This window comes from Streptomyces sp. EDA2-14, assembly GCF_054963755.1.
Genome location: NZ_JBUEGE010000011.1, coordinates 197356 through 216150 on the forward strand (window position 1 = coordinate 197356; position 18795 = coordinate 216150).

Here is an 18795-nt window from a genome sequence, read left to right on the forward strand (position 1 = left end):
GGACCACGACCCCGCGCAGGACCTCGACCCGCCGCATGCTGCAGGCGACCGGCGTCGGGGCGGCGGCGCTCCTTGCGCTGAGCGCCTGCGGCTCGTCCGACTCCGGGTCCGGCTCGTCCGACGCGGACTCCTCCAGCTCGTCGTCCGGCGGCAAGAAGCTGTCCGGCACGGTGAACGTGTTCGCCGCCGCCTCCCTCAAGGAGAGCTTCGAGAAGCTGGGCGCCCAGTTCGAGAAGGAGCACCCCGGCACCAAGGTCACCTTCAACTTCGGCGGCAGTGACAGCCTCGCCGCGGGCATCACCGGCGGCGCCCCCGCCGATGTGTTCGCGGCGGCCAGCCCGAAGACGATGAAGACGGTGACCGACGCCGGCGACGCCGACGGCAAGCCCAGCACCTTCGTCCGCAACCAGCTGGAGATCGCCACCCTCCCCGGCAACCCGCACAAGGTGTCGTCCCTGAAGGACCTCACCAAGCCCGGTCAGAAGGTCGTGCTGTGCGCGAAGGAGGTGCCGTGCGGCGCCGCCGCGCAGACCGCCCTCGGCGCGAGCAAGCTGAAGCTCACCCCCGTCTCGTACGAGCAGGACGTCAAGAGCGCCCTGACGAAGGTGGAGCTGAAGGAGGCCGACGCGGCGGTCGTCTACAAGACGGATGTGCACGCGGCCGGTGACAAGGTGGAAGGCGTGGAGTTCCCCGAGTCCAAGGACGCCATCAACGACTACCCGATCGCCCCGCTGAAGAAGGCGCCCAACGCCGCGGGCGCCAAGGCGTTCATCGAGCTGGTCAAGTCCGCCGACGGGCAGAAGGCGCTGACCGAGGCCGGGTTCCTGAAGCCGTGACCCTGGTCGACGACACCGTGGAGGGCGGTCCGCGGCGCCGCCGCGGGCGCATCCCGCCGCTGCCGCTCCTCGTGCCCGCGCTCGTGGGCCTGGCGTTCCTCGTGGTGCCGCTGGTCGCGCTGCTGGTACGGGCTCCGTGGGCGCAGTTGCCCGAGCAGCTGACCAGCCCCGAGGTGTGGCAGGCGCTGCGCCTGTCGCTGGTGTGCGCCACGTTGGCGACGCTGGTGAGTCTCGTGCTCGGGGTGCCGCTCGCGTGGCTGCTGGCGCGCACGCGGTTCCCGGGGCGGGGTCTCGTACGGGCCCTGGTGACGCTGCCGCTGGTGCTGCCGCCCGTGGTGGGCGGTGTCGCGCTGCTCACGGCGCTCGGCAGGAACGGTGTCGTCGGGCAGTACCTCGACTCGTGGTTCGGGATCACGCTGCCGTTCACCACGACGGGGGTCGTGATCGCCGAGGCGTTCGTCGCGATGCCCTTCCTCGTGATCAGTGTCGAGGGCACGTTGCGGGCCGCCGACCCGCGCTTCGAGGAGGCCGCGACGACGCTCGGCGCCTCCCGGTTCACGGCCTTCCGGCGGGTCACGCTGCCGCTGATCGCGCCCGGTATCGCGGCGGGCGCGGTCCTCGCGTGGGCGCGGGCGCTCGGCGAGTTCGGCGCGACGATCACCTTCGCCGGCAACTTCCCCGGCCGCACCCAGACCATGCCGCTCGCCGTCTACCTCGCCATGCAGAGCGACCCGGCCGCGGCGATCTCCCTCAGCCTGGTGCTGCTCGCCGTGTCCATCACGGTCCTGGCAGGCCTGCGCGACCGCTGGATGACCGCCTCATGACCGACCTTGAGAAGACGGTGCCATACGAGGACGTGGCGGAGGCCGCGGGCCTCGACGCGCGGCTCGTCGTCGACCGCGGCAGCTTCCGGCTCGACGTCGCGCTCGCCGCGCACCCCGGCGACGTCGTCGCCCTGCTCGGGCCGAACGGGGCAGGGAAGACCACCGCGCTGCGCGCCCTCGCGGGCCTGACACCGCTCGACGGCGGACACCTCCGGCTGGACGGCGCCGCCCTCGACGGCACGCCGCCCGAGTCGCGCCCGGTGGGCGTGGTGTTCCAGGACTACCTCCTCTTTCCGCACCTGACCGCCCTCGACAATGTGGCGTTCGGGCCGCGCTGCCAGGGCGTCGCCAAGGCCGAGGCGCGTACGCAGGCGCAGGGGTGGCTGGAGCGGATGGGGCTCGCGGAGCACGCGGGCGCGAAGCCGCGCCGGCTCTCCGGCGGCCAGGCCCAGCGCGTCGCGCTCGCCCGCGCGCTCGCCACGCGGCCGCGGCTGCTCCTTCTCGACGAGCCGCTCGCCGCGCTCGACGCCCGCACCCGCCTCGACGTGCGGGCGCAACTCCGCCGCCACCTCGCCGAGTTCGAGGCGGTGGCGGTACTCGTCACGCACGACCCGCTGGACGCGATGGTGCTCGCCGACCGGCTCGTCGTCATCGAGCACGGCCACGTCGTCCAGGAGGGCGCGCCGTCGGACGTGGCCCGTCACCCGCGCACGGACTACATCGCCCAGCTCGTCGGCCTCAACCTGTACCGGGGGCGCGCCGAGGGGCACACGGTCCACGTGGACGACGACGGCCCCGCGATCACGACGACGGAGGACCTGAACGGTCCGGTGTTCGTGGCGTTCCCGCCGAGCGCGGTGACGCTGCACCGGGAGCGGCCCAGCGGGTCGAGCGCGCGGAACCTGTGGCGCTGCGAGGTGACCGGGATGGAGACGCACGGGGACCAGATCCGGGCGGCTCTGTCCGGCGGGCTTCCGCTCGCCGCGGATCTCACGACGGTGGCGGCGGCGGAGCTGGGGCTGCACCCCGGGGCGGAGGTCTGGGCCACGGTCAAGGCGACGCAGACCCATGCGTATCCGGCGTAGCCACTCCAGCCCGCCTTTCGGACGAGAGCCCACGGGGTCCGGGGCAGGGCCCCGCAACCCGAGCCACGGGCCACCACACGAGACCGACCGACCAAAATGTGAGACACACTCCACCGGCCCCCCGGCGGAGCCTAAAGTGGCGCACATGTTCGGACCCGCTCGTCACCTGGCTCTCGCGCTTTTCGCGGCCACGACGTGGAGTGTCGACGACGCGCTCTGTCGTCGCTGACGTTCTTCCGCGCCCGAGGGCGCGGCCCCACTCCCTGTCCGAGCGTTCCCACTCCACCTGCCGGAGATCTGCCGTGACCACCGCTCCCCCCGCCGGGGCGCCGCCGCGCGCCGCCCTGCTCACTCCTTCCCCCACCTCGTCGCCCGCCCCGGTGGCCGAGACCGCACCGCCCATCCGGTGGGGGCCGCTCGTCGGCGCCGGGGTCGTCGGCGCCGTGCTCGCCGCCTACGTGTTCGCGGCGCACGGCGCCAAACCGGGTGTCCTGCTGCTGCTCGGCCTCGGGCTCGGCTTCGCCCTGTTCCACTCGCGGTTCGGGTTCACCTCCGCCTGGCGGCAGCTCGTCGCCGTCGGCAACGGCACTGGGCTGCGGGCGCACACCCTGCTGCTCGGCAGCACCGCGACGCTCTTCGCGCTGATCATCGGCACCGGCAGCGGTCTGTTCGGTTCGGTGCCCGCGCCCAGCGCGGGGCCGATCGGCTTCGGGCTCATCATCGGGTCGTTCCTGTTCGCCATCGGGATGCAGCTCGGTGGCGCCTGCGCCTCCGGGACCCTGTTCGCGGTCGGCTCGGGGCAGACCTCGATCGTGCTGACCCTGTTCGGGTTCATCGTCGGTTCCACCCTCGCCGCCTGGCAGTTCGGGCTCTGGAGCGACCTGCCCGCGTTCGACCCGTACCTGCTCTCCGACCACGTCGGCTGGTTCGGCTCCTGGGCGATCACGATCGTCGCGCTCGCCGCGATCTGGTTCGTCGCGCGCGCCGTGCAGGCCCGCCGCAATCCGCCGCCGGTCGGCACCCCGCCGTCGGCGAAGGGCGCGCTGCTCCGCACGGTCCGCGGCTCGTGGCCGCTGGCGGCGGGCGCCGTGGTGCTCGCGGTGCTCGGCGCGGGCGTGCTGCTCGTGTCCGGTGGCGCGTGGGGCGTGACGAGCGCGTTCTCGCTGTGGGGCTCGAAGGTGGTGGGCGCGCTCGGCGGCTCCCCCGAGACCTGGGCGTTCTGGCAGCAGCCGAACAACGCCGCGCAGTTGTCGGGCCCGGTGCTCGCCGACAAGAACAGCCTCACCGACATCGGCATCATGGTCGGCGCGGCGGTCGCGGCCGCGGCGGGCGGCGTGTGGAAGCTGCACCGCGGCATCCCGGCCCGTACGGCGGTCGCCTCGGTCGTCGGCGGCATCCTGATGGGGATCGGCGCCCGCCTCGCGGGCGGCTGCAACATCGGCGCGTACCTCGCGGGCATCGTCTCCGGTTCGCTGCACGGCTGGATCTGGGGCGCCGTCGCCATCATCGGCACGTGGGCTGGGCTGCGGCTTCGCCCGCTGTTCGGGCTCGGCAATCCGAAGCCGACGGACAGCGTCTGCTGATCCCGTAGGACGTAGGACGTAGGACTGCGGACAGGGCGAGGGCCCGGACGGTACGCCGTCCGGGCCCTCGTCGTTGGTCGGGAGGTCAGCGCGCCATCAGCGCGAAGACTCCCCAGCCGAGATGTTCGCGCTGGAAGCGCGTGTAGCGGGCGGGCTCGGTGGTGAGCTCGTCGCGCACCTCGGCGGCCAGCTCGTCGTCGGGGTGTGCGTCGAGCCAGCGGCGGAGGTTGAGCCACTGCGCCGCCTGGTACCGGTCCCAGCTGTCCTGGTCGGCGAGCATCATCTCGACGACGTCGTACCCGAGCTCCCCGAACCGCTCGACCAGTTCCGGCAGGAGCAGGAAGTCGTCCTTGCTCGTGGCGTGGCAGGCCTTGGCGGTCTCCTCGTCCGGCACCTCGCGGCGCCAGTACGGCTCGCCGATCAGCATCAGGCCGCCGGGCCGCAGGCTCCGGGCGAGGAGGTCGACGCTGCCGGCCAGGCCGTTCCCGATCCAGGTCGCGCCGACGCACGCGGCGACATCGACCGGCTCGTCCGAGACGTACCCGGCCGCGTCGTCGTGCACGAAGGCGACCCGGTCGGCGACGCCGAGTTCGGCGGCGCGGGCGCGGGCCTCCCCGGTGAACACGGTGCTGATGTCCACCCCGGTCCCGGTGATGTGGTGGTCACGGGCCCAGGTGCACAGCATCTCGCCCGAACCGCTGGCGAGGTCGAGCACACGGGTACCGGGCGCCAGGTGCAGCGCCCGCCCCAGGGCGGCGAGCTTGCCCGCGGTGAACGGGTTGTGGATGCGGTGGCTACTTTCGCGGATGGTGAAGATGCGTGGCAGATCCACGAGGGGTGTTCCTTACGTTCGATGAGGTCATGTCCTTTGCGGGGGACGGCCGACCGGAGTCGACCGCCGTGGCACGGACCGTCATCAAGCACACCTCGTTCGGATCGTCTGGAACGTACGGCTCGCGAACACGGAAGACGGATCGCGAGCCCGGCCAACCTAGGTGGTCGGGCTCCGCGAGTCCACCGGTTTATTCGCCCGTCGCCTCGCCGAGCAGCCCCTCAAGCGCGAGCACCGCGTGCTCCCGGTGCCCGTCGAGGAGGCTCACCGCGTCGTCGGTACGGCCGTCGCGGAGCGCGGCGAGCACCGCCCGGTGTTCGCCGACGACGTGCTCGCGGCTCTTCCCGTCCGCGTAGTAGAGGGAGCGGTAGGCGTCGGTGGCGTCCCACAGCGTCGCGATGAGGCGCACCAGGCGGTGCATGCCGGACGCCTCGAAGAGGACGAAGTGGAACCGGCGGTTGGCGGCCGCCATCGCCGCGACGTCCGCGGCGGCGGCCTGCGCCTCCACGTCCGCCTGCGCCTCCTCCAGGGCGTCGAGGACGGCGCCGCCCGCGCGCATCGCCTCGCGTACGGCCTCGGCCTCCAGGATCTCCCGGATCCGGTACACCTCGCGCAGCTCGGCGAGGGACAGCTCGGCGACGAAGTAGCCGCGGTGCGCGTGGTGGACGACCAAGGACTGGCCCTCCAGGGTCTTCAGCGCCTCGCGCAGCGGCACGCGGCTCACCCCGAGCTGCTCGGCGAGGGCGTCCTGCCGGATCGGCATGCCCGGCTTGAGCTCCCCGCTGGTGATGGCCCGGCGCAGCTCTTCGAGGACGAACTGCTGCGCCGTGGGGGGCCGCCGCCTCGGTGCGGGGGTGGTCATGGCGGCTCCTCTTCCTCCCTGCCGGGCGTCGGCAGCACGTGGTGAACGGGGCCCATCCTACGGAGCCCCACCGGCACCGCCCGCCTCGTCGGCGGCGGAAAGTCCCAGCTCGGCGAGGATCTGCTCGGTGTGCTCCCCGAGCCGCGGCGGCGCCGTGCGGTACGCGGCGGGGGCGGCGCTGAGCCGGATGGGGTTGGCGACCTGCGCGGCAGGGGCCTCGCGGTGCGGGTCGTCGATGTGGACGCGGGTGTCGAGGCCGAGCCGCTCGGCGAGGGCGAACGCCTCCCCGAGGTCGTTGATGGGGCCGCAGGGCACGCCGACGGCGGTCAGTGTCTCGAACCACTCGTCGGCCCCGCGCTCGCGCAGCCGCTCGGTGAGTTCGGCCAGGAGCTCCTCCCGGTGCGCCACGCGCGCGGTGTTGCTCGCGAAGCGCGGGTCGGCGGCGAGGCCGGGCACCCCCAGTTCGGCACAGAGCGCGCCGAACTGGCGGTCGTTGCCGACGGCGAGCGCCAGCGGCCGGTCCTTGGCGTCGAGGACCTCGTACGGGGCGATGCTCGGGTGCTTGTTGCCCATCGCGCGGGGCACCACTCCCCCGGCGACGTGTGCGGACGCCTGGTTGGTGAGCGCCGAGAGCAGCGAGGTGAGCAGGGAGACCTCGACCTTCTGGCCCTCGCCGGTGCGCTCGCGGTGCCGCAGCGCCGCCATGACGCCGAGCCCCGCGTGCATGCCCGTGATCACGTCGACGAGCGCGACACCGGCCTTGGTGCCCTGCCCTCCGGGCTCCCCGGTGACGCTCATCAGTCCGCCCATGGCCTGCACCAGGAGGTCGTATCCGGGCAGGGCGGCGCCCTCCGCGGTGCCGAACCCGGTGACGGAGCAGTACACGAGGGCGGGGTTGAGCGCGCTCAACTCCTCGTATCCCAGGCCGAGTTTCTCCATCGTGCCGGGCCGGAAGTTCTCGACGAGGACGTCGGCACGCGCGGCGATGGCGCGGGCGGCCTCGCGCCCGGACTCCTCGGTCAGGTCGAGGGCCACGGAGCGCTTGTTGCGGTTGACCCCGAGGAAGTAGGTGGCCTCGCCGTCGGCGAAGGGCGGGCCCCAGGCGCGGGTCTCGTCGCCGGTGCCGGGGCGTTCGATCTTGATGACCTCCGCCCCGAGGTCGGCGAGCAGCATCGTCAGGTACGGGGCCGCGAGGACCCGGCCGAAGTCGGCGACGACCAGCCCGGAAAGGGCTCCCTGGGTGACGGGCCTTGTGGCCGGCATACGGCGCTCCTTGTGGAACCTTGGCAAGCGGTGGGCGTGCGGCTACGATCCGAGGGACGTGAAGAAGTTGGATCCAAAATCCGATATCCGCACCCTAGCGTCACCTCACGCATCTGTCAGCAGTCAGCAGTCAGCACCCTCAGCCGTCAGCAGCCAAGGAGCCCGCGATGCCGTCGTCCTCAACTCCCCTCCACCCCTTCGACCTTGTCGACATCGACGGCATGCTGAGCGACGAGGAGCGCGCCATCCGTGACACCCTGCGCACCATGGGCGAGCGCGAGCTGCGCCCGAAGGTCGCCGAGTGGTTCGAGGAGGGCTCCATCCCGGCCCGCGAGCTCGCCCGCGAACTGGGCGGACTCGGCGTCCTCGGAATGCACCTGGAGGGCTACGGCTGCGCGGGCACCAGCGCCGTCTCGTACGGCCTCGCGTGCATGGAGCTGGAGGCGGTCGACTCGGGTCTGCGCAGCCTCGTCTCCGTGCAGGGCTCGCTCGCGATGTACGCGATCTGGAAGTACGGCTCCGAGGAGCAGAAGCAGCAGTGGCTGCCGGGCATGGCGGCGGGCGAGAAGATCGGCTGTTTCGGTCTCACCGAGCCCGACGCGGGCTCCGACCCCGGCTCGATGCGCACGAACGCCAAGCGGGACGGCGCGGACTGGGTGCTCAACGGCACCAAGATGTGGATCACGAACGGTTCGGTGGCGGACGTCGCCGTCGTGTGGGCGCGCACCGAGGACGGTGTGCGCGGCTTCGTCGTGCCGACCGACACCCCCGGTTTCTCCGCGCCGGAGATCAAGCGCAAGCTCTCGCTGCGCGCCAGCGTCACCAGTGAGCTGGTCCTGGAGGACGTACGTCTGCCCGCCGACGCGATGCTGCCGAACGCCCGCGGCCTGTCCGGCCCGCTCGGCTGCCTCAACGAGGCCCGCTTCGGGATCGTCTTCGGCGCGCTCGGCGCCGCCCGCGACTGCCTGGAGGCGGCGCTCGCCTACGCCGGTGACCGGACGGTCTTCGAGCGCCCCCTGGCCTCGTACCAGCTGACGCAGCAGAAGCTGGCCGACATGGCGCTCGAACTCGACAAGGGCATGCTGCTCGCGCTGCGCCTCGGCCGGCTCAAGGACGAGGGGCGCGGCACGCCGGAGCAGATCAGTGTCGGGAAGCTCAACAACGTGCGCGAGGCCATCCGGATCGCCCGCGAGTGCCGCACGATCCTCGGCGCGAACGGCATCACCCTGGAGTACCCGGTGATGCGGCACGCCAACAACCTGGAGTCGGTGCTCACGTACGAGGGCACCAGCGAGGTCCACTCGCTGGTCATCGGCAAGACCCTCACGGGCCTGCCGGCCTTCCGCTGAGCACCCACCTGATCTCGCCGTCCTGCCACTCGTCGGTGGGCGTAAGACCGCAGGCGGTGGCGACGGCGGCGGACGCGTGGTGCTCCGGGTGGATGTGGGCGACGAGCGTGTCGTCGCCCTGCTCCCCGAGCCGTGCGACGAGCGCGCGTACGGCCTCGGTGGCGATCCCGCGCCGCTGCCACCGGGCGCCGACGACCCACGCGAGCTCCGCGACGCCGCCGCCGACGGTGGCCTGCACGGTGCCCACCAGCCTTTCCTCGCACCGCAGTTGGACCACCCAGTTGAGCCAGGTGACACCGGGCTCGGGCGATCCCGCGACCATCCGCCGGTAGCGCTCCCGCAGCTCCTCGACGGTGTCGGGGGCGCCGCCGATGAAGGTGTGCAGGACCGGGTCGGACAGCACGTCGGCCATCTCCTCGGCGTGCTCCACGCGCAGCGGCAGCAGGACCAGCCGGTCGGTGGTGAGGGTGTCGTCGGACGGAGCGGGCGGAGGCGGCGTCACGCGCGTGCCCCGTCCACCCGGATCAGGGTCTGCTGCCCGTTCGCGACCAGCTTGCGCTGCCCGTCCCGGACTCCGTACACCTCCAGTTGGCACACCGTCAGGGTGCGGCCCGGCTTCAGGACGGTGCCGATGGCTTCGAGGTGGTCACCGACGGCCGGGGCCAGCAGGTTGATCTTGTACTCGACGGTGAGCACCTCGGTGCCCTCGGGGAACAGCGTGTACGCCGCGTAGCCGCCCGCGCTGTCGGCGATCGCGCTGGTGGCGCCCGCGTGGAAGTAGCCGTGCTGCTGGGTGAGTTCGGGCCTGCTCGGCAGCTCGATGCACACCCGTCCCTCGGCGATGTCGGCGAGCCGGGCGCCCAGGTGGGCCATCAGTCCCTGGCGCTCGAAGCTCTCGCGAACGCGGGCCTGTATCCGCTTCCGGTCCGTCTCGTCGTTCACACGCACTCCCTGGACTCCGCCTGCGCCGACACCTATGCCAGCTGTTCCGCCAACAGGAAACCACCGATCGCGATCATCATGACTCCCGAGACACGTGTCACGGCCCGCGCCGCCGTGGGCCGGGTCTTCAGGACCGTGCGCGCCAGCACACCGACCCCCAGGTAGACGACGGCGCAGGCGGTCATGTGGAGGGTGCCGAGCACCCCGGTCTGCACGGCCACGGGCCAGCCCGTCGCCGGGTGGATGAACTGCGGGAACAGCGAGAGGTACAGCAGCAGCGCCTTGGGGTTGAGGCCGCTGATGCCGATGCCCTTGAGCATGACCTGGCGGCGGGAGGCGCCGACGGACTCCTGGTCGGCGGTGAGCACGGCGGGCTGCCGCAGCACGCTGACGCCGAGCCACACCAGGTATCCGGCCCCCGCGACGGTCAGCACCGTGAGCAGGGTGGCCGAACTGGCCACGAGCACCGCGAGACCCGCGACGGCGAGCAGCGTGTAGCCCACGTAGCCGGTGATCAGTCCGGCCACCGCCGGGACGACCGAGCGGTCCCGCAGTCCGGCGGCTATCGCGTAGGCCCAGTCCGCGCCCGGTGTGAACACCAGCAGGAGGTCCACGGCCAGGAATGCCGCCAGGGTGGTCGTGCTCATGTGTATCGATCCTTCTCACGTGCAGTTGTACGCGAGAAAGGCTAGGCAAGATCCGCCCGTAAGTGTTCCCTCCTTTACCCCGGTACCGGCAGATGTGAGGGAGAATCTTCCCCATGGACGCCATGGACCGGAAAATTCTTACCGAGCTGCAAATGGACGGCCGGCTCACCATCACCGAGCTGGCCGCCCGGGTGCGGCTGAGTGTGTCGCCCTGCCACCGCCGGCTGCGCGATCTGGAACGGTCGGGGGCGATCCGCGGCTACCGCGCCGTGGTCGATCCGTCGGCCCTCGGTCTGGACTTCGAGGCGCTCGTGTTCGTGACGCTGGGCTGGGAGGACCGGGACACGGTGGCCTCGTTCGAGGAGGCGGTGGCCGCGGTCCCCCATGTGACGCAGGCGCAGCGCCTGTTCGGCGACCCCGACTATCTGCTGCGGGTCGCCGCCGCCGACCTCTCCGCCTTCCAGCAGCTCTACGACCAGCAGCTCGCACGCCTGCCGGGGGTGCAGCGCCTCAACTCGACGCTCGTGATGAAGAATGTCGTCGCGGACCGCCCGCTGCCGGACTGAGGACGGCGGGTCGACGACGGGGAGACGACGGGGCCACGAGCAGGTAGGGCCCGAGGAGGTGCCGGTGTTCGGACGGGGCAGAGGATGGCTCGCCGTGGCCGTGGCCGCGGTCTGTGCGGTACTCGTCGGACCGGGCAGCACCCCCAGCGGCGCCCTCGTCTCCGAACCGGTCGCGCTGCCCGCCGGCGCCGCCGCGGACATCGTGCCGGGCCGGGTCATGACGTGGAACCTCTGCAACCCCTGCGGCAGCGCACAGAACCCCGGCAGGGCGGCGGACATCGCGACGTACGCGCCTCAGGTCGTCGGCCTGCAAGAGGCGTGCGTGCGGGACGTGGAGGAGATCCGCGGCTACCTCGAGACCTTCTACGGGCTGACGTACCACGTCGAGTACGGCTCGGTGCTGCGCGACTGGGGCCGCTGCGGCGGAGTTCCGTGGCGGCCGGGCGGGTACGGCCAGGCGATCCTCTCGGCGTCCCCGATGACCGACCCGGTCACCGTGGAGTACCCGGACGGCGGTTCGGAGGACCGCGGCTACCTGGCCGTCACGACCGCGGTGGGCGGCCGCCCCGCCCGCGTCTTCAACACCCACCTCGCCCAGTTCAGCCAGGAGTCGGTCCGCACGGAGCAGATCGGCGTGTTCGCCAAGGCGGTCGCCCGGCACGAACGCACCGTCGCACTGGGCGACTTCAACGCCGTACCGGACGCCCCCGAACTGCGCCCGATGTGGTCACTGGCCTCGGACGCGGACCCGCGGTGCCACCCCGCGCCCGACGCGACCTGCGCGACGACCACCGACTGGCACAGCAAGTTCGACTACATCTTCCTGCGCGGCTTCGTCGCGCGCGGCCACGGGGTGAGCCCCACCGAGCACTCGGACCACCACCCGTTCAGGGCGGACCTGGAGCCCGCCGCACGCGGTCACAAGTAACGCGTCACGCCTTCTTGCGCAGCACCTCCCCCATGCTCTCCGCGCGCCAGCGGCGCAGGAGTTCATGGAAGGCGACCGCGCCGTACGGGTAGGCGTTGGGGCCGTTGGGGCGGCCCTTGCCCTCACGGTTGTAGTAGCCGGGGGTGCACTCGGCGTGGAACCACTCGTGGTCGGGGGCGTCCTTGGCGCAGGTCGCGCGCCAGGCGTCGACCGCCTCGGGGGTCGGTTCGAGGACGGCGCCGGCCTCCTCGGCTGCGGCGACGAGGGCCGCGGCATGGGCGGCCTGCTCGTCGAGGATGTGGCTGAAGTTGACGCTGGAGGCGTTCTGCATCGGGCCCAGCTGGATCAGGTTGGGGAAGCCGGCGCTGGTGAAGCCGTGCAGCGTGCGCGGCCCGAACTTGGCCAGCGAATCGAGGAGTTGGAGGCCGTCCCGGCCCGTCACGGGCAGCTTCCCGGACGTGACACCGGAGACACCGACCGAGAAACCGGTCGCGAAGATGAGGCAGTCGATCCCGTACTCGACGCCGCCGACGACCACGCCGCGCGCCGTCATCCGCTCGATGCCGTGGGTGTCCGCGGTGTCGACGAGCGTGACGTTGGCACGGTTGAAGGCGGGCAGGTACAGGTCGGAGAACGTGGGCCGCTTGCAGGCGTAGCGGTACCAGGGCTTGAGGGCCTCGGCGGTGGCGGGGTCGGTGACCTCGGCGTCGACCCGGTCGCGGATCTGGTTCATCGTGGCGTGGTCGGCGGCCTCGTACGCGGCCTCGAAGTCCGCCTCGCCGTCCCGGCGGAAGCTGGGCAGCAGCTTCTCCAGGAGGCCCGCCGACTCGGTCCAGCGGTCGGCGACCAGGTCCCGCTCGGCGTCCTCGCCGGAGACGATCTGCAGGAAGTTCTCGCGGCGCTCGCCCGCCCAGCCGGGCCGCTCCGCGCCGACCTCCTGCGGGGCCATGCGGCGCTGCCCGCGGGTGTCGACGGCGGAGGGGGTGCGCTGGAAGACGTACAACTGGCGGGCGTCCTCAGCGAGTTTGGGGATCGCCTGGACGCCGGTGGCGCCCGTGCCGACGACACCGACGCGCTTGTCGGCGAGGCCGGTCATGCCGCCGTCGGGGCCGCCGCCGGTGTAGCCGTAGTCCCAGCGCGAGGTGTGGAAGGTGTGCCCCTGGAAGTCCTCGATGCCGGGGATGCCGGGCAGCTTGGGCTCGGAGAGGGTGCCGGTGGCGGTGACGACGTAGGTGGCCCGGAAGACATCGCCGCGGTCGGTCGCGACCTGCCACTGCCGAGCGTCCTCGTCCCACGTCAGGGACGTGACCGTGGTGGAGAAGAGCGCGCCGTCGTAGAGATCGAAGTGCTCCGCCATGCGCACCGCGTGGCGGCGGATCTCGTCGCCCGGCGCGTACTTCCACTCGGGTACGTAGCCGGTCTCGTCGAGCATCGGCAGGTAGACGTGCGACTCGATGTCGCAGTGGATGCCGGGGTAGCGGTTCCAGTACCAGGTGCCGCCGAAGTCGCCGCCCTGCTCGACGATCCGCACCTTCGCCACGCCTTGCTGCCGCATCCGCGCGCCCGCCAGGATGCCGCCGAACCCGCCGCCGACGACCGCGACGTCCACGACGTCGCGCAGCGGCTCGCGCTCGGGCACCTCGCCCGCGTACGGGTCGGCGGCGAAGTAGCCGAACTCGGCGGTGGTGGACCGGTACTGGGCCGTCCCCTCGGGGCGGACGCGGCGCTCGCGCTCGGCGCGGTAGCGCTCGCGCAGCTCCGCCGTCTCCTGCGGGGTGGGGGGCGTCGTGGCGCACTGCGGCAGGGTCATGCGGCGGCTTCCTCTCGTGGGGGTCGGCGGCCGGCGGGGCCCCTCGCTGGGACTTCCGGGCGGCCACGGGTACCGTAACCCAACAACCGGACAACACTGTCCGGTAGGGGTCGGGTGCGGCGCCGCACGACCCCGGCACCACGATGCGAAAGGCCCGCGATGTCGAACCTCACCCCCGCCTCCCCGCTGCGCGACTGGTTCGCGAACCCCGCCGCCGGGCAGATCCTGCGCGGCGTGCTGGCCTCGCAGGGACAGAGCGAGGAGGCCCTGGCCCCCGCCCTCGCGCTCCCGCTCGAGCAGCTCGTGGAGCTGTCCGCCGGGAAGTTCCCGGCCGAGCTGGTGGACGCGCTGGTGGCCGCTGCCGAGACCGGCGAGATACCCGAGGGCCTGCCCACCGCCGCCCCGACCGCCGCGCCGGCCACGGCCCCGGACCCCGGCATCGAGATCGGCGCGCCCGAGCCGTGGACCGAGCAGGTCACGTCGGGCCGCTTCGCGGGCCAGACCGTCGTGGTCACCGGCGCCGCCTCCGGCATCGGCCGGGCCGTCGCCTCGCGCGTCGTGCGCGAGGGCGGCCGGGTCGTCGCCGTCGACGTGTCGGGCGAGAAGCTCGCGGGCCTGGCCGAGGAGTTGGGCGAGGCGCTCGTGCCGGTCACCGCGGACATCACCGAGGCCGCGGCCGCCAACACCGTGCTCGCCGCGGCGGGCGACCGCGTGGACGCGCTGGCCAACGTCGCGGGCGTGATGGACGACGACGCCGCCGTGCACGAGGTCGACGACAAGATCTGGGCGCGCGTCATGCGGATCAACGTCGACGGGCCCATGCTCCTGATGCGCGCCGTCGTGCCGGGCATGCTCGCGGCGGGCGGCGGCCGGATCGTGAACATCGTGTCCGAGGCGGCGCTGCGCGGATCGGCGGCCGGCGCCGCGTACACGACGTCGAAGCATGCCCTCGTCGGCCTGACGAAGTCCTCGGCGTACCAGTACGCGGGCACCGGGGTTCAGGTCAACGCGGTCGCGCCGGGCGCCGTCGCGACCGGGATCCAGGTCCCGGCCGGCGCCCCCTACGGCTCGGCGCGCACCGCGCGGATGCGGGTGGCGATCCCCGGTCTGGCGCAGGCCGCGGAGCTGGCCGCGTCCGTCACGTTCCTGCTAAGCAAGGACGCGGTGAACCTCAACGGGGCGATTCTGCCGTCGGACGGGGGCTGGTCCGTGGCCTGAGCCGTCAAGAGCCCGACACGTCCCCCACCGACAGGAAGGTGCACCCCCACATGCCCACCAGAGCACACACCCTCGCCGCCCTCACCGCCCTCGGCCTCCTCGCCCTCACCGGCTGCGGCACCGAGACGGCCACCGGCTCGGACGCACGGCCCGCCGCCGCCCCGGCCTCCAGTGAGGGCCGCACCATCCGGGCCACCCAGCTCTCCCACGTCACAGACCCGCACAAGGCCACCGGCATGACGCTCCTTGAGGGCCCGGTGCTCACCAAGAGCGGCGACCTGTACGTCGTCGACGTCACGGCCCCGGCCGGTGAGCCGAAGCTGCTCTCCGTCGATGTGAAGACCGGCAGGCACAAGGGCGTCTACACCGACAAGACGGGCGCGTACACCTCCGCGCAGATCAGCCCGCACGACGGCCGCGTGTATCTGACCGAGTACCAGTCCGGCGACGTGGTCAGCCTCGAACAGGACGGCTCGGACCGGCGCACGTTCTTCTCCGGCGACGTCGACGGATCCCCGATGAACCCCGACGACATCGCCTTCGACGACGACGGCAATCTCTACGTCAGCGATCTGCACGGCATGAAGACGGGCGAGGCCGAGGGCCGCATCGTGCGCATCGACCGCGACGGCGAGAAGACCACCGTCCTCGCCGACAAGCTCGCGCACCCCAACGGCGTCATGCTCGACCCCGAGCAGAAGGGCCTGTGGATCAGCGAGCTGGCCAAGGACACCGTCTCGTACCTGCTGCTCGACGCGGACAAGACCACGGTGACCACCCAGCACGAGGCCATTCACGTCGACGGCGGCGTGGCGCAGACCGACTCGATCGCCGTGGATGCCGACGGCAATCTGTACCAGGCGCTGCACGGCCGCCCCGCCATGGCGGTGTTCAGCAAGTACGGCGAGCGCCTCGGCACGGTGGAGGTGCCCGCGAAGGAGGCGGAGGGCCTGCAGTCGGCGACCAATGTCGCGATCACGCCGGGCGGCAGGCACGCGTACATGACGGTCAGCGGGCCGAAGGGCGGCTACGTCTACACGTTCGACGCGCTGGCCAAGGGCATCCGCCTGTCGAACGGCGGCTGACGTTCAGTCGTCGTCGAGGTCGACGGAGCGCAGCGGCCCCACCTCGATGCCGAGCAGGCGCCAGGCCGCGAGCGCGAGGTGTTCGCGGCCGGCGAGGGTGGGGCCCGCGACCGCGCCGGAGACCATCGCGATGGCGAGCATCAACTCGTCGGCGGAGAACCGCTGCCCGGTGCGGCGACCGTCGAGCACGGCGCGCACCCGCGCGGACAGCTCACGGCCCTGCGCGTCGTCACCGCGCACCCGCAGCAGGTCGACGAAGGCGGTGGAGCGGGTGATGTGCCAGGTGACGACGCCGAGCACGGACGTGAGGTCGGCGTCGGGCTCGGCGGCGGCCCGCTCGATCTGCCGCACGTTCTCGTCGAGCACGGCGGAGGCGAGCGCCACCCGGTCGGCGAAGTGCCGGTACAGGCTGCCCTGCCCGACCCCGGCGCGGCGGGCGACGGTGGACAGCGGTGCGTTGAGCCCCTGTTCGGCGAAGACCTCGCGGGCGGCCGCGATCAGGGCGGCCCGGTTGCGGGCGGCGGCGCGGGGGCCCTGGTTGGCCGGGCGGGCCCGGGCGGGCTCGGCGGGCTCGAAGGACTCGGCGGACTCGGGGGGCTTGCTCACTTGGGCAGCGTAATGCAGCGCAATGCCGCGCAATACGGACCCCCGCGCCTGCGGCACGGACCCCCAGCAGCAGCTACGAAGAGGAGAAACGCATGGCCAAGCCTGTGGTCGTCGTCATCGGTGTCGGCGGCATGGGGAAGGAGATCGCGCGGCGCGAGGGCCCGGGGGCCCGGCTGGTCGTGGCCGACTTCGACGCGGAACTGCTGGCGTCGGCGGCCGAGGAGCTGACCGGCGACGGCTACGACGTCACGCCGGTGCGCGTCGACGTGTCCGAGCGGGCGTCGGTCGCACACCTCGCGGAGACGGCCGCCGCGCTGGGCCCGGTCACACGGCTCGCGCACACCGCGGGGCTCTCCCCGGTGCAGGCGCCGACCGCGGCCGTGCTGGCCGTGGACCTGCTGGGGGTGGCGCTCGTCCTGGAGGAGTTCGGGAAGGTCGTCGCCGAGGGCGGCGCGGGGGTCGTGGTCGCGTCCATGGCGGGGCACATGGCCACGCTGCCGCCCGAGGTCGAGTCCGCGCTGCGCTCCACGCCCACCGACGAGCTGCTGGACCTGCCGTTCCTGCGCCCCGACGCCCTGTCCGACCCCGGCGCCGCCTACTCCGTCGCCAAGCGCGCCAACCACCTGCGCGTGCAGGCCGCTTCGCTCGCCTGGGGAGCGCGCGGGGCCCGGATCAACTCGGTCAGCCCCGGCGTCGTCTCCACCCGCATGGGCCGGGCCGAGCTGGCCGGTGAGTCCGGCGCCCACATGCGGGCCATGATCGAGGGCTCGGGCACCGGCCGGGCCGGGACCCCGGGCGACATCGCGGAGGCGACGGCGTTCCTGCTCTCCCCCGCGGCGTCCTTCGTGACGGGGACCGATCTTCTGGTGGACGGCGGGGTGGTCGCGTCGGTGCGCTCGGCGGCGCGCGGGGGCGGCGCCGCGTCCTGAGACCGCGCGCCGGGGTGCCGGGGTGCCGTGCGGGCCGCGCGGGCCGCGCGGCCGAGGAGGCACCCTGGACGCGGCGACGGCGCGGCCGCAGGCTCGAAGGACGGACCGCACGCCCGCACGGGCACCGGCCGGGTCCCGACCGCCCGGCCCCGCGGCCCTCTGCGCGAAGGAGAGCCCCATGGCCGACCACCAGGTCCTCGCCCTCGACCCCACCGCGTCCGACCACCACGCCGAACACCGCGCCCTGCGCGAGCGCGGGCCCGCCACCCGCGTCGACATCCTCGGGGTCACGGCCTGGTCCGTCTCCGATCCGACGCTCCTCAAGCAGCTCCTGACGAGCCCTCACGTCTCCAAGAACACCCGCGCCCACTGGCCCGGCTTCGACGACGCGCTCACCACCTGGCCGCTGGCACTGTGGGTGGCCGTCGACAACATGTTCACCGCGTACGGCAGCGACCACCGCCGCCTGCGCCGCATGATCGCCCCCGCGTTCACGGCCCGCCGGGTCGCCGCGCTGCGGGCCGACACCGAGGAGCTCGTCACCGGGTTGCTCGACGCGCTCGACGCGCTGCCCGCCGGCGCGGTGGTCGATCTGCGCGAGCGCCTGGCGTATCCGCTGCCGATCGCCGTGATCAGCCGTCTCATGGGGGTGCCCGAGGAGCAGCGCGAGCAGTTCCGCACGCTGGTGGACGGGGTGTTCGCCACCACGCTCTCCGCCGACGAGGCCGCCAAGAACACGGCGGCACTCTACGCGTTGCTGAACGAGCTGATCGCGTCGAAGCGGTCCAGGCCGCAGGACGACATGACGTCGCTGCTCCTCGCCGCCCGCGACGAGGAGGGCGACGGCGCCGCGCTCTCCGACGGCGAACTGCGCGACACCCTGCTGCTGATGATCAGCGCCGGTTACGAGACCACCGTCAACGTCATCGACCAGGCCGTGACCGCGCTGCTCACCGACCCGGACCAACTGGCCCACGTCCGGGCGGGCCGCTGCACCTGGCAGGACGTCGTCGAGGAGACGCTGCGCCACGAACCGGCGGTCAAGCACCTCCCGCTGCGCTGCGCGCTCCAGGACATCCCGCTGCCGCACGGCGGGACGATCCGCGCCGGGGAGGCGATCCTCGCCTCGTACGCCGCCGCCAACCGCCATCCGGACCTGCACGGCGACGGCGCCGACGCCTTCGACGCCACCCGCCCCTCCAAGGAGCACCTCGCCTTCGGCCACGGGGTGCACTTCTGCCTCGGCGCACCGCTCGCCCGCCTGGAGGTCGAGACCGCTCTGCGCATGCTGTTCGAGCGCTTCCCCGGGCTGCGGCTCGCCGTGCCCGCGGACGAACTCGCCGCGTCCCCGTCGCTCATCAGCAACGGGCACACGGCCCTGCCGGTGCTCCTGAAGCCGGGCACGGCCGCGCCGCGCTGACACCGGGCGA

Annotated in this window: 19 protein-coding genes; 11 read left to right on the top strand and 8 right to left on the bottom strand. The window is 72.8% G+C overall.

All coding sequences use genetic code 11. The annotated features are described in order from the left end of the window. Positions 1 to 35: 35 nt before the first annotated feature. The 4 genes from modA to ACY34M_RS25425 all read left to right on the top strand — a co-directional run bounded on the left by modA (position 36) and on the right by ACY34M_RS25425 (position 4328). Positions 36 to 836 (top strand): molybdate ABC transporter substrate-binding protein, encoded by an 801-nt coding sequence (gene modA / locus ACY34M_RS25410; RefSeq protein ID WP_462720669.1) that lies wholly within the window; start codon positions 36 to 38, stop codon positions 834 to 836. Continuing rightward, complete coding sequence (modB, locus tag ACY34M_RS25415; RefSeq protein ID WP_462720608.1) at positions 833 to 1660, top strand: molybdate ABC transporter permease subunit; 828 nt, start codon at positions 833 to 835, stop codon at positions 1658 to 1660. Before modA ends, modB begins: the two co-directional genes overlap by 4 nt. After that, entirely contained in the window at positions 1657 to 2745 is a 1089-nt protein-coding gene (locus ACY34M_RS25420; RefSeq protein ID WP_462720609.1) for an ABC transporter ATP-binding protein, read from the top strand. The genes modB and ACY34M_RS25420 overlap by 4 nt, the downstream gene beginning before the upstream one ends. Before the next feature lie 302 nt (positions 2746 to 3047). Beyond that, the gene (locus ACY34M_RS25425; RefSeq protein WP_462720610.1) at positions 3048 to 4328 is read left to right on the top strand and encodes a YeeE/YedE family protein; all 1281 of its coding nucleotides are present in this window, start codon (positions 3048 to 3050) and stop codon (positions 4326 to 4328) included. Between the two features lie 85 nt (positions 4329 to 4413). Here the strand turns inward: ACY34M_RS25425 and ACY34M_RS25430 are convergent, their stop codons facing one another. The 3 genes from ACY34M_RS25430 to ACY34M_RS25440 all read right to left on the bottom strand — a co-directional run bounded on the left by ACY34M_RS25430 (position 4414) and on the right by ACY34M_RS25440 (position 7285). Then, positions 4414 to 5160 carry an SAM-dependent methyltransferase gene (locus ACY34M_RS25430; protein WP_462720611.1) on the bottom strand — a complete coding sequence of 249 codons (747 nt, stop codon included), beginning with the start codon at positions 5158 to 5160 and terminating at the stop codon, positions 4414 to 4416. A 190-nt stretch (positions 5161 to 5350) separates the two neighbouring features. After that, on the bottom strand, positions 5351 to 6022 hold the full coding sequence (locus ACY34M_RS25435) for a GntR family transcriptional regulator (RefSeq protein ID WP_462720612.1): 672 nt from the start codon (positions 6020 to 6022) through the stop codon (positions 5351 to 5353). A 57-nt stretch (positions 6023 to 6079) separates the two neighbouring features. Next, on the bottom strand, positions 6080 to 7285 hold the full coding sequence (locus tag ACY34M_RS25440; protein WP_462720613.1) for a CaiB/BaiF CoA transferase family protein: 1206 nt from the start codon (positions 7283 to 7285) through the stop codon (positions 6080 to 6082). A 167-nt stretch (positions 7286 to 7452) separates the two neighbouring features. Between ACY34M_RS25440 and ACY34M_RS25445 the strand changes: the two genes are divergently transcribed. Beyond that, positions 7453 to 8634, top strand: coding sequence for an acyl-CoA dehydrogenase family protein (locus ACY34M_RS25445; protein ID WP_462720614.1), 1182 nt, complete (start codon positions 7453 to 7455; stop codon positions 8632 to 8634). Here ACY34M_RS25445 and ACY34M_RS25450 read toward each other — a convergent pair. The 3 genes from ACY34M_RS25450 to ACY34M_RS25460 all read right to left on the bottom strand — a co-directional run bounded on the left by ACY34M_RS25450 (position 8609) and on the right by ACY34M_RS25460 (position 10223). Next, positions 8609 to 9136, bottom strand: a complete 528-nt coding sequence (locus ACY34M_RS25450) for a GNAT family N-acetyltransferase (protein ID WP_462720615.1) — start codon at positions 9134 to 9136, stop codon at positions 8609 to 8611. The two genes, ACY34M_RS25445 and ACY34M_RS25450, sit on opposite strands and share 26 nt — an antisense overlap. Beyond that, on the bottom strand, positions 9133 to 9507 hold the full coding sequence (locus tag ACY34M_RS25455; protein ID WP_462720670.1) for a PaaI family thioesterase: 375 nt from the start codon (positions 9505 to 9507) through the stop codon (positions 9133 to 9135). The genes ACY34M_RS25450 and ACY34M_RS25455 overlap by 4 nt, the downstream gene beginning before the upstream one ends. Before the next feature lie 101 nt (positions 9508 to 9608). After that, positions 9609 to 10223, bottom strand: a complete 615-nt coding sequence (locus tag ACY34M_RS25460) for a LysE family translocator (protein WP_462720616.1) — start codon at positions 10221 to 10223, stop codon at positions 9609 to 9611. Positions 10224 to 10336: 113 nt separating this feature from the next. Between ACY34M_RS25460 and ACY34M_RS25465 the strand changes: the two genes are divergently transcribed. Next, on the top strand, positions 10337 to 10789 hold the full coding sequence (locus ACY34M_RS25465; protein WP_462720617.1) for an Lrp/AsnC family transcriptional regulator: 453 nt from the start codon (positions 10337 to 10339) through the stop codon (positions 10787 to 10789). 64 nt (positions 10790 to 10853) lie between these two features. Then, positions 10854 to 11717 (top strand): endonuclease/exonuclease/phosphatase family protein, encoded by an 864-nt coding sequence (locus tag ACY34M_RS25470; protein ID WP_462720618.1) that lies wholly within the window; start codon positions 10854 to 10856, stop codon positions 11715 to 11717. Between the two features lie 4 nt (positions 11718 to 11721). On the opposite strand, the gene ACY34M_RS25475 is transcribed toward ACY34M_RS25470, so the two are convergent. After that, entirely contained in the window at positions 11722 to 13527 is a 1806-nt protein-coding gene (locus ACY34M_RS25475; RefSeq protein ID WP_462720619.1) for a flavin-containing monooxygenase, read from the bottom strand. 159 nt (positions 13528 to 13686) lie between these two features. Between ACY34M_RS25475 and ACY34M_RS25480 the strand changes: the two genes are divergently transcribed. Together ACY34M_RS25480 and ACY34M_RS25485 are read left to right on the top strand one after the other, a co-directional pair. After that, positions 13687 to 14745, top strand: coding sequence for an SDR family NAD(P)-dependent oxidoreductase (locus ACY34M_RS25480; RefSeq protein WP_462720620.1), 1059 nt, complete (start codon positions 13687 to 13689; stop codon positions 14743 to 14745). Between the two features lie 50 nt (positions 14746 to 14795). Beyond that, positions 14796 to 15830, top strand: coding sequence for an SMP-30/gluconolactonase/LRE family protein (locus ACY34M_RS25485; RefSeq protein WP_462720621.1), 1035 nt, complete (start codon positions 14796 to 14798; stop codon positions 15828 to 15830). A gap of 3 nt (positions 15831 to 15833) precedes the next feature. Here ACY34M_RS25485 and ACY34M_RS25490 read toward each other — a convergent pair whose 3' ends face one another. Then, complete coding sequence (locus ACY34M_RS25490; RefSeq protein ID WP_462720622.1) at positions 15834 to 16436, bottom strand: TetR/AcrR family transcriptional regulator; 603 nt, start codon at positions 16434 to 16436, stop codon at positions 15834 to 15836. 92 nt (positions 16437 to 16528) lie between these two features. On the opposite strand from ACY34M_RS25490, the gene ACY34M_RS25495 reads away from it, so the two are divergent. Both ACY34M_RS25495 and ACY34M_RS25500 read left to right on the top strand, forming a co-directional pair. Continuing rightward, on the top strand, positions 16529 to 17365 hold the full coding sequence (locus ACY34M_RS25495; protein WP_462720623.1) for an SDR family oxidoreductase: 837 nt from the start codon (positions 16529 to 16531) through the stop codon (positions 17363 to 17365). 178 nt (positions 17366 to 17543) lie between these two features. Then, positions 17544 to 18785 (top strand): cytochrome P450 family protein, encoded by a 1242-nt coding sequence (locus ACY34M_RS25500; RefSeq protein ID WP_462720624.1) that lies wholly within the window; start codon positions 17544 to 17546, stop codon positions 18783 to 18785. Positions 18786 to 18795: the final 10 nt, after the last annotated feature.